Source organism: Thiomicrospira microaerophila (assembly GCF_023278225.1).
GTDB lineage: Bacteria > Pseudomonadota > Gammaproteobacteria > Thiomicrospirales > Thiomicrospiraceae > Thiomicrospira > Thiomicrospira microaerophila_A.
On sequence record NZ_CP070959.1, the window covers coordinates 2,193,957 to 2,207,850 of the forward strand.

Sequence of the window (13,894 nt, forward strand, 5' to 3'; positions counted from 1 at the left end):
AGCCATCTCTGCCAAATCGGGATGGCTAAAGTTTTAGTGATCTCAGATAGGCTTCAACCTCGGCTTTCTCGCCCCTAAAGACAAAAGCTTGCGGATAACGCTTTAACTGAAAAGCATACATCGGATCATAATATTCTTTCAGCAATATTGTTATCCAGTTCAAGTGCCATGAAAGGTCAGCGTTATCTTTTTGCTGCAACCAGGCCTGGTCAAACGCTTGGCGTACCTGGGTATAACGCACGCCGCCAAGACGTTTAGCAATCCGTTCAAAACGCTGCTGCATAAACCCAACCCACGCAGCTAAGTCAGGGTATTCTGCCTGAGCCTCAATCACATATTCGTTCAAAATATTTTGCAGACGCTGTTCAAAAGGTACCTCAAGCAAAATACGGTCACCTGACTTGATCGCGTTAAACAAGGCGGGGCTAAGATGAACCGAACCAATGTTTCTACCCTCGTCCTCGAACAAGGCATAGCGACAAGAACCCGCCGCTAAACGAATCCAACGATAAGCCAATTGGTTTTCAAAATCAATTTGTGTCGGTTGTGACCAAGCATGGCCGCCAAACGTTGAACCCCGGTGCTGGGCTAAACCTTCCAAATCTATCGCGCATTCAAAGTTTTGAATGACCTGGGTTTTGCCCGATCCGGTTCGCCCCGCCAAGACAATAGGTTGGGTAGCTTGTGTGACCAAGCTAACCGCCATCTGATCTAACTCATTAATTAAATACTGACGAAAAGCCTTATAACCCCCTTGTAAACGCACAAGTTCTACACCCGCTTGCTGTATCCAGCTTTGAGCAATCCGCGAACGCAAACCACCGCGAAAACAATAAAGCATTGCATCAGGTTGTTGATGCTTAAACTGACACCAAGCGTCTACCCTCGGTTGACGTACCTCAGGATTGAGCAGCCGATGACCCAATTCAATCGCAGCATCCTGTCCCTGTTGTTTATAAGCCAATCCTACTAAACGCCGCTCTTCATCTTGCATTAATGGCAGGTTCACCGCATTAGGAATACAGCCTTTGCTAAACTCAACCGGCGCACGCACATCAATCAACGGCCTATTCGCTAAAACGATCGCTTTAAAGTCATCAGTGCTTGCTAAAGAGCGGCTCACACTCGCACCTCAACCAAAGGCGCACCCGCTTGAGCCAAAGCATGCGTTGATCCCAAAGACTTGAGTTCTAGGCCTTTTTCACGACACAACGCATGGAAAGCATCCAGGCCTGCTTGTTTAACCATCAGCAACAACCCACCCGAGGTTTGTGGATCACACAGCAAATCTCTGAGTTGCGAGTCTAAAGGCGACACCTTATCGGCAAAACTTAACCAGTTTCTAGCGGTTCCACCAGGCACGCACCCTTGGGATAAATAGGCTTTTACATTGGGTAACAAGGGCAAACGCTCTGCGACAAGACTGGCACCAACTTGGCTGGCTTCACAGACTTCAATTAAATGACCTAATAAGCCAAACCCGGTGACATCGGTCATCACCTTCACCGCTTCACACTGCGCCAAATGAAAGCCAATATCATTGAGTTGACACATGCTATCAATTGCTGGCTGCAAATGATCGGCCATAATTTTATTTTGTTTTTGCGCGGTTGTTAAAATACCCACCCCTAACGGCTTGGTCAAAAAAATTTCGCAGCCAGGCTCGGCCATGCTATTGGTTTTGATAAACCGATTTTCAACCAATCCGGTTACCGCTAAACCAAAGATCGGTTCCGGAGCATCAATAGAATGCCCGCCCGCCAAAGGAATAGCTGCCGCTTCACAAACACTGCGCCCACCCGCAATCACATCTGCACCTATTTCAGCAGGCAACTTATCAATCGGCCAGCCAAAAATTGCAATCGCCATTAAGGGCTTGCCCCCCATTGCATAGATATCTGAAATCGCATTCGTGGCGGCGATGCGACCAAAGGTAAAGGGATCATCCACAATCGGCATAAAAAAATCGGTGGTGGATAAAACAGAACGCCCGTCGCCCAAATCAAACGCGGCGGCATCATCCTTTGCGCCATGGCCAACCAACAAACCGGGAAAGTGGACTTGGGAGGCCGCGCCTTGCAGCAGCCTGTCAAGTAAAGCGGGGGAAATTTTGCAGCCACAACCTGCGCCGTGACTGTACTGGGTTAATGGAATAGACATCTAAGAAAACTCATTAAAAATGACCTATTATGCCAGCTTTGACAGGGCAACACCCAACTGAGATAGCGCTTGCTCCATCGTTTGTTGTGATACCGCGATATTCATGCGCATAAAACCACGCCCTGCCTCACCATAAGACAAACCATCATTCAGGCCAAGTTTAGCCTGATTAACCAACCAATCTTTTAAAGCTTGATGGTCATTAAACAACGCCCGAAAATCGAGCCAAACTAAATACGAAGCTTGAGGACGGATTAACCTCACCTGTGGAAGATAGCGGGCTAAAAAAGCATCTAAACGCTCGATATTAGCGCTAAAGTGTTGCATAAGGCGGTCTCGCCAAGCAAGCCCGTCTGGGCTATAGGCCGCATGCAAAGCCACCATCGCCATCAGATTCAAATCTTCAATTTTAACCCTTGCACAGGCAGCCTGCATCGCCGCGTTTATTTGCGGATTAGCCGAAATCGCATAACCTATCTGCAGACCGGCTAAATTAAAGGTTTTACCCGGCGAGCTCAGCGTCAATACCTGCTGACTTACCGCTGCTGACAAGCTGGCCATCGGTGTGTGTTTAAAAGGCGAATACACCAAATCAGAATGAATTTCATCCGAGACGATCTTAACTTGATACTGAATACAAACTTCAGCCAAAGCTATTAATTCCTCACGAGTCCAAACACGACCGGAAGGATTGTGGGGGTTGCAGAACAACAACAGCTTGACTTGATGCTGCTGGATAAGCTGCTCAACCCTCTGCCAATCGATATTATAAACCTGACCGTCAAACACCAAAGGCGCTTCAACAACGACTCGATCATTTAAACTGACCGCCTTAACAAACGGCGGATAGATCGGCGGCATTACCATCACCGCATCACCAGGCCTGGTTAAAGCCTGAACCGCTAAAAACAAGCCGTTAGCCACATTGTGAGTAAAGATAATTTGATCCGGCTCAACCGAGTAGTGATGTTGCGCTTGCCAATCACAAATCGCTTGATAAACCTCAAGGGGGGTTAAGCTATAACCTAAGATCGGGTGCAATAGCCTTTGTTGCAAGGCTTTCAGCACAAAAGGAGGGCTAGGCAAATCCATATCTGCTACCCACATGGGCAGCAGATCTTCGCGGCCAAATAACGACTGGCGCAAATCATACTTTTCGGAGCAGGTATTCAGCCTATCAATCGGCTGGTTAAAGTCTATTTCTTTTTCCAAAGCGTAACCTGACTAAGCTGATGAGAAAAACACCGCGCATTTAGGGGCTGAACAAGCGGAATGTCTTGCGGCGGCGCTAATTGTTCAAACTCTTTAGCCAGCAAAGCCTGCAATGTTTCAAGCGTCGTGACATTCTCGCCTGACTGCGAATCCTTATAACCGCCAAGCCAGTTAGCTTGTGTGGTGAAAGACGAATTCCAATCATAGGTTGAGCCCAACATTAACAAGCCGCCGGGGTTCAAACGGTGAGCAATATCCTGAATAAATTTTTGTGTTTCATACAAGCGCTCTATCACATTCATCGCCACCAACATATCGTAACCGCTAAAAATAGGTTTTAGATTACTCGGATCTTGCTGCATAAAGCGGCAGCGTGCCACCCCATGATCTAGGTTATGCTCTTCAAGGGTTTGTTCCTTAAAGTCCATAATCTCACCTTCAATCGGCAAGGTATAAAGCACCGAACCGGTTTGTTGCAAGCGGTTTGCCACGTTGATAAAGCGCGCTGAAAAATCCAAGCCGAGTACCTGGTCGAAATAAGTTGCCAATTCAAAACAACCACGACCTACTGAACAGCCTACCTCTAAAACACTTAAAGCCGTTCGAGCCGATAAATCACGATCTTGTTTAGCAAAATCTATCGCTAGTTGCGCATAGCTTTTAGCGAAGTTACCGACGCCAAAATGATTTTCGCCATAATAAAACTCACAGGCTTGCGCCACATCCAAATCGGTCTCATAACTCGCATATTCAGTTTTAACCTCAGCCGTTGATTCAATATAACGAAAACCCGCATGCTGAAAAAAATGACGCCTGAAAGCATAACGCGAATGGCCATTGATCTCGTTACCGGTTGAAATCCAACTGCCACCCTTAAAAATATTATGTTTATTGTCAAAAGTCGGCGTAGTGAAATCATCATAAAGAGGATGTACTTTAAACCCCTCAAAAGGATGAATCGGTGTCATGGTCCACTGCCATACATTGCCGACCACATCGTAAAAACCATTCATTTCGCACTGATCAACCGGCACCGAGGAGGCGTATTGCTGTAGGTTAATATTCGCCCGATCATAAAAATCCAAAGCCTGCGTCTGTTCACGCAAACGCAAATACTCATCTTCTGAGGGCAAGCGAATCGGCTTGCCGGTCAGCTTGGCTTTCCAACGACAAAAAGCGGCCGCTTCCAAATAATTCACCTCAACCGGCCAGTTCCACGGCATCGGAATTTCTTCTGTCATACAACGCAAATACCAGGCCTGCTGGTTATTCTCGGTTTTCTCAACCCAAAAACTAGGATGTTTAACCGGGCTGAATTGACGCCAGCGGTCGCCCTCCTCATCCCAGAATTCAGCCGTTTGATACCCCCCCGCCTCAACAAACGCTAGGTATTCACCGTTAGAAACCAAAAACTCAGCCGCATTAAACCCCGCCACCTCTGCCTGGTGAAAGCCATATTCATTATCCCAACCATAATATTGAGCCGGATCCTGATGATCAATCACCACCCGACCCGGTTCAACCGGAAGCAAACGGTTTGTTAGCGGTGCAGAGCCACGCTGCGGGCACACTGGAAACAGCTCAGAGGCTTGAACATACTTTAAATCCAATTGGCGAATCAAAACCGATGACGTTTCTAAATGAATACGCTCATGCTCAATTCCCATCATCACCGGCCAGAGCGGACTTTTCCAATCAATCGGCAGGCTAAAACTGACGGTATCAATCAGATGATTCACAGCCTCCCGCAGCTGCTGACGATATTCGCGTACTTCATTGACACTCGGCCAATTGTAGTGCGCCTCATTCAAATCATCCCAAGACATTTCATCAACACCAATCGCACACAGGGATTCAATTTTAGGGTTAATTCGCTGCGGCAATAATTTGGCTAGCACCAGTTTATTGGTAAAAAAAGTGGCGGTATGGCCAAAATAAAAAATTAACGGGTGGCGTAAAGAACAAGGGCGCTCATAGTAAGCCTGATCTTCGCGAAGACAGCTAAACAAAGATTCATAGGCATCAAAGGTGAGATTAAAGTAACGCTTAATTTCTGCACGCTTGGTTTCAATATCCCCATGATTTAAGACAATATTCTGAGTGATCAAATCCGCTTTTTGCATTCCGATTTCCTAAGATAAATTTAATGATTAGCAACATTATACACCAGCTATACAATATATAAATAACCAATACACGAATTAGACTTCAGAATTAAAGCAGCTGGTCCAAATCGCATTTTTAGGCTTCGCTTTCAAAGAAGCGTATTTCACTTGATTCAGTTTAACCAGCTTTTTATCCAGCTTATATTGCCGTCGGATTAGCTTAGCCAGTTTTTTATCGGGATAACTGAGCGCCTTGGTCAAGGCCAAAAGACTGTTTAACGCATAACCTTGTGGTGAGTGCTTAGAATCGAATAAATAGCCCTTGCCGCCGAGCGCGCGCAGTTCAAAGTGGTTATTATTGGCAAAGTCTAAAAAGTTAATGCTGTAATTTTTCTTTAACACCCGATTAAAGATAAACGCCCAATCCTCAGGCTGATAACTAAAGAGTTGGGCCACAATATCTCGTGTAAACTTGCGTGACTTAAAACTTAACAGGCCGTGTTGATCAAGACTATAAACCACGGCTAACGGCGATATACGGCAGTGCGCCTCAGTAGAAAAATGAAGATGAAACCCTATATCATCACCATCTTTTGCGCCAAACTGTTTAAGCTTTTTAACAAACACATTAAGATAATAAATTAATGACAGCGGATCCAGCTTAGGACTCACCAACTCATAACTTTGCAAGCCAGCCGGAGGACAGCCGGTTTTTTCAGCCATTAAGTAAAAGTTTTGTCCATCCGTTTTCGGTACCTGATCCAGCTTTACAAGCAAAATTTGATCGCGTGGTAAGATCCCTTCAATCGACTGCGCTAATAAGCCTATCTGTTCAGCAGCAAGATAAAACTCTATCTCAAAACCTGCAACCAGCTTTTGGCTAATTTGATCAAACGCATTGGGCTGAAGTTGATACAAACTCAGTAAACGTCGCGCAAATTTTTTATGACTCAACTCACCCTCATGGCGCTCGAAATCAGTAATATGCTGCTGATCCGAAACCCAGTATTTACTGGCCGAAATAATAGCCTGAAGTTGTTTATTCATAAGATTCCAACAGATAAAAAGAAGGTTATTAGGATTATAACCTCTTAAACTCAGACGTAAAGCAACAAAACCATATCCAACTAAGCGCTTTGTCTAAGGTCAGTGACGCGAGAAAATACCTCTTGATTATGCAGGCTGGGGCTTGCCGAAATAATAACCTTGGAAACCCGTCGCTCCGGCAAGCTTGGCTGCCTCGAACTGAGAAAGGGTTTCAACCCCTTCCATTACCAACTTATAATCGGCTTGACGAATCATCGCCGCGGTGGATTGAATAATACCACACGTCTTTTCATCCAATTCTAAAGCTTGAGTTAATGTCATATCAAACTTAATAATATCGACCGGCATATTAGCGAGATAACGAATCGATGAATAGCCACTACCAAAATCATCCAACGCAATTTTAAAACCTAATTCACGCAGTGCTTTCAATTTAGCGGTGACCAATACCATGTTAGTAATAAGCGTGGTTTCAGTGACTTCAATAATAATTCTGTAGGTCTGAGCATAAGCCACAAGCTGCTTAAGGGCGTCCTGCAAGTCCAACTGCAATAGCGACTGAGGCGAAATATTCAATGAAATACCGGTATTTTCAGCGATTTTTCCCTCTTTAAATAACTGAATAATCGCCGCGATCACCTGCAAGTCTAAATCAATTTCTAAATGACGATGGTTGACCACATCAAAAATCTCACCCGGAAAAATCAACACACCTTGCTTTCGAATCCGTACCAAAGCTTCATAATAAATCACATTTTGATCAACCGACACAATCGGCTGCAAGTGCATTTCAATACCCTCGCCACTGCGCAATGCATTCATAATAATTGAAATACGTTCATTCGACACCAGTGTTTTACCTGCAGAAGAGTCTTCATCCGCAAACAGTTGAATCTTATCATGCAAAGAATGTTTGGCCTTATACAAGGCAATATCCGCATGTTTATGCAGTTTTGTTAAGCTGATCGCTTGCGCCGTCAGACTCAAGCCCACACTAAAGTGAACCCTTTCATGAATACCTAATTCAGCAAACGGCATTTGCTTTAAATGCGCCAAACAATGGCTTGCCATCTCTCTTAATTGAGCCGCATTGATACCCGGCAAAACAGCGGCAAACTCATCACCGCCAATTCTAAAAACCTGAGTAGATAATGGTAAACACTCGGTCAAAGCCCTTGCTGTCAACTTAATCACCTGATCACCAACACAATGACCATAGGTATCGTTAATCGCTTTAAAATAATCACAATCTACCAGCATAAAACCTACGCAACCACCTTCAGATGAGAACTGCTGCTCCAGCGACTGCATGGCTTCATCAAAAGCATGACGATTGGGTAAACCGGACAAGGCATCGGTTCTCGACTGTTGATAAGCCAGTTGGCGCTGCACATCAATTTTTTGTTGTGCATCCACTAAAGCCCGGTTGTAACTGGCTAATGAGGATTTAAGCGCCTCAAACTCACTCACCATAAACTTAGCTTTAGGTCGAACAACCTGATCAGGTTTGGTTTTTAATTCGGTCAGATAAGCCGATAAACTGGCCAGCGGACGCACAAGGCTATAACGAAAAAACAACACAAACAACACCGCGACCAACACCGCATAAAGCAATACATAGCTAATAAAATCTTGGATCAGCGTCCATAAAAAATGATCCACCGGATTTTCAAGCAGCTTAAAATCCAAATATTCAGCAGGCTGAAAAACAAGATCCTGAATTGAAATTTTATCGGCCTCTAAACCAGGCCTGGTTGTTAGACTGGCACGTTCGATATACTTAAACTGGGTATCTTGCTGCAACCAAACCATCAAATTGAGGTTTAATCCCAAATAACCCAACTTATCCCCGGTCTGTCTTTGCTGCACATCGGTAAAAACTCGATAACTTAACTGCTCCTGATCAAGGCTAAAGCTAGCTAATACAGATGGGACTTCATTAGGTAAAAAAGGAGAGACTGGATCATTCGGGCCTTTGTGAAACAATTGCTGGCCTTTTGAATTATAAATTTCCAATTCATTAAAATAAGGACGCCAATGCTGCGACACCTTTAAACGCTCATCGCGCCAAAAAAAATAATATCTCGGCTGGCTCAACTGCTGATGCACCTCATCCCAGGCTTTAAGCCGCTCGATTTGTTCAGCGCTCAAGTCAATAAAACTTTGAATCTCTCGCTTCAATTCTTGCTCGGCAAATTGAACCATCTGCTGTTCAGTTTGGGCTTTAATATTCTGCGCACTTGAATACAAATAACCAAACATAAACAAATAAGCCCCTAAAGAGGCTGAGAGAAACATCAACATGTGCCATTTAGCCTGAATCGGCTTTAAGCGTGGAAACATCACGGCACTACGTCTGATTGATAGCTGTTAAGAATCTGAACAAGACGATCTTGTAAATCAAATTCATGCATGCTGGAGAAAAAATGATTTGCACCCTCAACAAGATGCAGTTTAACCCCCACCGCAGCAAGTTCGTCTAACCATTCAAATCCAGTTTGTTGCAAAATCTCATCACCCGTACCCATAATCGCATGAACCGGTACGCCAACAAACTGTAAATGGCTCAAGTTCTGTTGGCGAGTTAATTGATGATAGGAGAGGAAACTTTGCGGTGTCGCATAATAAGTTTCCTTGCAGAACAAAAAGCTAAAGTGCTCCGGTCTGGGTGAACCGGTTAACATCATATTTCTCGCTCTCGATAAGTCTGAAGTCTTTGTCCCTATATCCTGACCATTAAAATAAAACACACTGGTTAAAATCAATAATTCCACAGCGGGATGCGGCTCAGTCGCTTGGCTAAATAATAAATCCTGACTACCACTGGAATGCCCCAACAACACGACATGCTGATACCCCTGTGCCTGTAACCAATCTATCCAAGCACCGATTTCAGCGCGATTATCTTCAAGTGTATGGGTGTGCAAGCTATCACATTTCAGTGAATCTTTACGACCACTAATACCGTAACTCATATTCGGGCTCAGGGTTGCAATGCCTTGATCATTAATCGCACTGACCATGCTACGAATAGTATGAAATTGATTGGTAGTTAAAAACCCATGTTGAACCAACACTGCAACCTGTTTGTTATCTTCAACAGGTTGACTGAATTCGGCTTGGAGAAAAAATCCTGGCGAGCTTTCTAAACTCACGGTCTGCGCCCAACTTGATGTCCAAAACACCATAGCTAGCCCAAACCCTAAAAAGGTTTTCAAGCTTAGATTAATATGAGTGTATTTGGCCATGATTTCAGATCTTATAAATTTAGATTAAACAACGATAAAAGCATAGCTTAAATTAGCGATCTCTATTATCAATAATAAAAATGACCAAATAGACAATATTTATAATAAAGCGTATTGATGCAATAGGATTTATTCTAGACAAAAACGGACAAAACAGACATACTATTAAAACCAAATGAAAAGCTTACAGGGAGGCGGTCATGCACCGAACCCATCGTAGATTGCAGGATTTAAAATCAATATGGCTTGTTCTGATATTATTTTCCGGCCTAACAAGCGCAGCGACAATCAACCCTATTGTAGACCGTGGTTGGCTAGCTGAACATATTCACCACCCCGATTTGCGCATTATTGACGTGAGAGAACCTCATAACTTTCAAGCCGGACATCTTGCCAATTCGGTCAACTTGCCCTATCCCTTGCTGTTTGATCAATATCTCAACCTGCCCCCTTTGTCTAAACTTCAAACCCTATTGTCTGAAGCAGGTGTTGATGCAAGCAAAAAAGTAGTTGTACTGGATCATGGAGGTTTTAAATGGGCAGCGCGATTAGTATGGGTTCTTCATGCACTTGGGCATACAGAAGCGGGTTTGTTAAATGTCGGCTATGGACACTGGCCGGAAGGTATGTTTGAGATCAGCCAGCAAGCAAAAGAAGTGGAAAAAACACAATTCATCACTCGGGTTGATCGTCAAAGAATGAAGTCCTACCTAGACACCCTAGTTGCGACCCAGCAAACTAACCACTTCATTTTGGACGCACGACCATCAAGCCATTTTTTAGGCCTTAGTAGCCTCGCTGAAAGAGCTGGGCATATTCCCAACGCATTAAACTTTCCTGCGGTAAACAACAGTCTAAGCACAGATTTAGGTTCTCAACTGCTTGACCTCGAAGAACTGGCTCATCTCTATCAAGATCTACCCAAAAATCAAGACATCATTCTCTATTGTAACGATGGCGCCTCAGCCGCCATCAATTATGTGGTGCTTCATGCTTTAGGTTATCGCGCGTCAGTCTATGAAGGCTCTTGGCTGGAATGGGGCAATAACCCGAGCTTACCGATTAACAACCCGAGTCAGTAAGCATGTTTAAGACGCGCAGCATTCGACAAAAATTGATTATGATCATAATGGGTTCTGTCGCCAGCAGTTTTTTATTAGGTTACTTAATATTTGTCAGCTGGTTTCAAGTTAACCAACAACGTGAATCACAACAGCAAGCAGAGGTCATCAGCCAACTTTTAAGCCAAGAGTTTGCCAAGTTGATACTGATCAACCAACTCGACATTGCTGTGGACATCAGCAACAAGCTCGCCTCCTTTGATAAGCTCGAGCGCATGGTGTTATTTAACCAACAAGGTGAAGCCATTCATCAATACCTTGCCGTGATCGATACCCCTAGACCTTTAAACTTAAAACAAGCCCAGACCTGGTTAGAACAAAACGATGAAGCCCAACGAATTAGCTTCCTTATCCCCGCCAACTATCAAGGACTTGAACTAGGGCAGGTCTTTATTAGCCTTCGCTACCAAAGTCTTACCTCTCGTATCCTGCATGATGCTCACTATATTTTTTTCACTATTCTATTTGCCCTCGGTTTCTCCTTTTTAATGGCCTTTTGGCTAGAAAAACGCTTTAGTCAACCGGTCATTAAGCTAGTCCAGTTTTTAGAAAGAATTATTAGTGGCGAACAATTAAGCCAACGCATTGAAACTTCGGAAATTAATGAATTTAAAACGCTTTATGACGAAGTGAACACCATGCTGGCGCGGATTCAAAAAGATCACGCCGAACTCTCTCTGGCCGCAGTGTCATTTAATACTCCTAGCGCGATTATGATCACAGATCCCTATCATCGGATAATGCGTGTTAACCGAGCCTTTACAGAGATAACCGGCTATAGTGCAGATGAAATACTGGGAAAAACGCCTAAAATCCTGCGCAGTGACCAACATGAATCCAGCTTCTATAACCAAATAAAGTACCAGCTAAGAAGCCGTCATAGCTGGCAAGGTCAAATTTGGAATCGCAAAAAAGACGGTAGCCTATTCCTTGACGATCTCTTGATCCAGCCTGTTTATAACGAACAAAAAGAACTCATTAACTTTGTAGCGGTTTTTACCGATATCACCGAGCAATATTATGCTAGCAAGAAACTTGAAGAACTCGTCAGTTTTGATCAGGTTACAGGACTAAGTAACCGTAAACAACTGACCGAAAACCTTGAAAAACTGCTCGCCAAGCAACAACAAATCACTGCCTTAATTTGCTTTGATATCAATGATTTTAAAAAAATTAACGACGTATTTGGCCATTCAGCCGGTGATGAACTACTGGTCGAGCTGGCTAATCGCCTTAGGGCACAGTTTTATGACGCATTGTTATTGGCTCGTATTGGGGGCGATGAATTTGCGATGATTACCCGACTACCCAATGAAGCCAAAAGTGAACTAATTTTTGAACTCGAACGTGAAGCCGAACGTATCCTTAGCTTAATTGAACTGCCTTTTGAGCTCAACCAGCAAACGCTTCATGCACAAGGTTCGGTTGGCATTAGCTATGCGCTGCCTGAACAAACTGTTTCTGCAGAAACGCTGATTCAGCAAGCTGATGCGGCACTGCATCAAGCTAAAACCACCGAGGATCAATCGATTATTTTCTTTGACCCTAAAGCCGAAGAAGAAGCTCTAGCAGCAATAGAGCTTTACAACCAACTCAAGCATGCGATCAAAGCCCAACAACTTGAACTTTATTACCAACCCCAACACCACATCGCAGAAGGGCTGATCGGTGCCGAGGCACTAGTTCGCTGGAACCACCCCGAAAAGGGATTGATTCCCCCGAATCATTTTATTCCGCTAGCTGAGAACTCAGATTTAATCCTACCACTAGGGCAATGGGTGCTTAACCAAGCATGCCAGCAACTAGCAAACTGGCAAGTCAATCCCAATACGGCTCATTTAAGCCTGGCGGTGAATGTCAGCGCCAAACAGTTTTATGCCAAAGACTTTGTAGAACAGGTCACTCAACAAATCAAACAGCATTGCCTAGACGCACGAAAACTTAAACTTGAACTCACCGAAAGCCTTGTCGCAAAAGACCTCGAACACATGACCGACATTATGGCTCAATTGACTCGGCTCGGTGTCAAACTATCGCTCGATGATTTTGGAACAGGTTATTCCTCACTGCGCTACCTGCAAAAATTGCCATTGACACAGGTTAAAATTGATCAGTCATTTATTTGTAATTTGCTAAGCCAGCAACACAATGATGAGGCGATAGTTAAAACAATTATTTCGCTAGGGCAGGCTTATGAGTTTGATATTATCGCTGAAGGTGTAGAAACTCAGGCACAACGCCAGCTATTAGAAGACCTTGGCTGCTTGGCGTATCAGGGTTACTACTATAGTCCACCCTTACCGATAAAAGAGTTTACAACCTACCTGCATCGCCAAATCTTATAAACCATGATTGAATCATTCGATATCGCAGAAAGGGATAACTAAAAAATGCTACACTTCGTGCTAAAATCAAAATTTAACCAAAAAGACTAAAGAGGCGCATCAGAATGAAAGGCATGGTATTTACCGAATTTTTAGACATGGTAGAAGCTAAGTTTTCAGCCGATATGGTTGACGATATTATAGACGACGCCCAACCCGCATCCGGCGGCGCCTATACTGCGGTTGGCACCTACGACCACCAAGAACTGGTGGATATGGTCGTAGCCCTATCTAAACGCACCGACATTCCGGTTGATACGCTGGTTAAGGTATTTGGGGAGCATGTTTTTAGTGTGTTCGCTAACAACTATCCAAGCTTTTTTACCGATGTCCCTGATGCCTTAACCTTTCTTTCAGGCATTGAAGACATTATCCATGCGGAGGTTATTAAACTTTATCCTGACGCGCAACTGCCCAAATTTGACTGTCATTTTGATGGCGATACACTGATTATGGATTACCAGTCACCGCGGCATTTTTCGGATCTAGCCGAAGGGCTAATTAAAGGATGCGGTGCGCATTTTGGTGAAAACCTAGAGGTTGCACGACTTGAACTCAACCCCGACACAACCCGCTTTACAGTAAGTCGTCAGGCGGTATAAAGCTACAAGGCCAGT

10 protein-coding genes are annotated in these 13,894 nt (G+C 44.1%); 3 read left to right on the plus strand and 7 right to left on the minus strand.

The window, feature by feature from the left end; genetic code table 11:
* Positions 1-25: 25 nt before the first annotated feature.
* From mnmH to JX580_RS10715, 7 genes are all read right to left on the minus strand, one after another.
* On the minus strand, positions 26-1,123 hold the full coding sequence (gene mnmH, locus JX580_RS10685; protein ID WP_248850525.1) for a tRNA 2-selenouridine(34) synthase MnmH: 1,098 nt from the start codon (positions 1,121-1,123) through the stop codon (positions 26-28).
* Positions 1,120-2,160 (minus strand): selenide, water dikinase SelD, encoded by a 1,041-nt coding sequence (gene selD, locus JX580_RS10690; protein WP_248850526.1) that lies wholly within the window; start codon positions 2,158-2,160, stop codon positions 1,120-1,122. The genes mnmH and selD overlap by 4 nt, the downstream gene beginning before the upstream one ends.
* Before the next feature lie 27 nt (positions 2,161-2,187).
* A complete protein-coding gene (locus JX580_RS10695) occupies positions 2,188-3,372 on the minus strand; it encodes a PatB family C-S lyase (RefSeq protein WP_248850527.1) in 1,185 nt (394 codons plus the stop codon).
* Complete coding sequence (ovoA, locus tag JX580_RS10700) at positions 3,357-5,495, minus strand: 5-histidylcysteine sulfoxide synthase (RefSeq protein WP_248850528.1); 2,139 nt, start codon at positions 5,493-5,495, stop codon at positions 3,357-3,359. The genes JX580_RS10695 and ovoA overlap by 16 nt, the downstream gene beginning before the upstream one ends.
* Positions 5,496-5,573: 78 nt before the next feature.
* Positions 5,574-6,524, minus strand: coding sequence for an amidoligase family protein (locus JX580_RS10705; protein WP_248850529.1), 951 nt, complete (start codon positions 6,522-6,524; stop codon positions 5,574-5,576).
* A gap of 126 nt (positions 6,525-6,650) precedes the next feature.
* Positions 6,651-8,867 (minus strand): bifunctional diguanylate cyclase/phosphodiesterase, encoded by a 2,217-nt coding sequence (locus JX580_RS10710; protein ID WP_248850530.1) that lies wholly within the window; start codon positions 8,865-8,867, stop codon positions 6,651-6,653.
* Positions 8,867-9,772: an alpha/beta hydrolase gene (locus tag JX580_RS10715; RefSeq protein ID WP_248850531.1), complete on the minus strand. Its 906-nt coding sequence runs from the start codon at positions 9,770-9,772 to the stop codon at positions 8,867-8,869. Before JX580_RS10715 ends, JX580_RS10710 begins: the two co-directional genes overlap by 1 nt.
* Before the next feature lie 200 nt (positions 9,773-9,972).
* Here JX580_RS10715 and JX580_RS10720 point away from each other — a divergent pair, with 200 nt between their 5' ends.
* From JX580_RS10720 to JX580_RS10730, 3 genes are all read left to right on the plus strand, one after another.
* On the plus strand, positions 9,973-10,854 hold the full coding sequence (locus JX580_RS10720) for a sulfurtransferase (RefSeq protein WP_248850532.1): 882 nt from the start codon (positions 9,973-9,975) through the stop codon (positions 10,852-10,854).
* A gap of 2 nt (positions 10,855-10,856) precedes the next feature.
* A complete protein-coding gene (locus tag JX580_RS10725) occupies positions 10,857-13,238 on the plus strand; it encodes a bifunctional diguanylate cyclase/phosphodiesterase (RefSeq protein WP_248850533.1) in 2,382 nt (793 codons plus the stop codon).
* Between the two features lie 104 nt (positions 13,239-13,342).
* Positions 13,343-13,879: a heme NO-binding domain-containing protein gene (locus JX580_RS10730; RefSeq protein ID WP_248850534.1), complete on the plus strand. Its 537-nt coding sequence runs from the start codon at positions 13,343-13,345 to the stop codon at positions 13,877-13,879.
* The last annotated feature ends 15 nt before the right edge of the window (positions 13,880-13,894 follow it).

What these genes read in the sequence shown, in the direction of transcription:
- selD (WP_248850526.1), bottom strand. Translation starts at nt 2,160, where the DNA reads ATGTCTATTCCATTAACCCAGTACAGTCACGGCGCAGGTTGTGGCTGC.
- ovoA (WP_248850528.1), bottom strand. Translation starts at nt 5,495, where the DNA reads ATGCAAAAAGCGGATTTGATCACTCAGAATATTGTCTTAAATCATGGG.
- JX580_RS10705 (WP_248850529.1), bottom strand. Translation starts at nt 6,524, where the DNA reads ATGAATAAACAACTTCAGGCTATTATTTCGGCCAGTAAATACTGGGTT.
- JX580_RS10710 (WP_248850530.1), bottom strand. Translation starts at nt 8,867, where the DNA reads ATGTTTCCACGCTTAAAGCCGATTCAGGCTAAATGGCACATGTTGATG.
- JX580_RS10715 (WP_248850531.1), bottom strand. Translation starts at nt 9,772, where the DNA reads ATGGCCAAATACACTCATATTAATCTAAGCTTGAAAACCTTTTTAGGG.
- JX580_RS10720 (WP_248850532.1), top strand. Translation starts at nt 9,973, where the DNA reads ATGCACCGAACCCATCGTAGATTGCAGGATTTAAAATCAATATGGCTT.
- JX580_RS10725 (WP_248850533.1), top strand. Translation starts at nt 10,857, where the DNA reads ATGTTTAAGACGCGCAGCATTCGACAAAAATTGATTATGATCATAATG.
- JX580_RS10730 (WP_248850534.1), top strand. Translation starts at nt 13,343, where the DNA reads ATGAAAGGCATGGTATTTACCGAATTTTTAGACATGGTAGAAGCTAAG.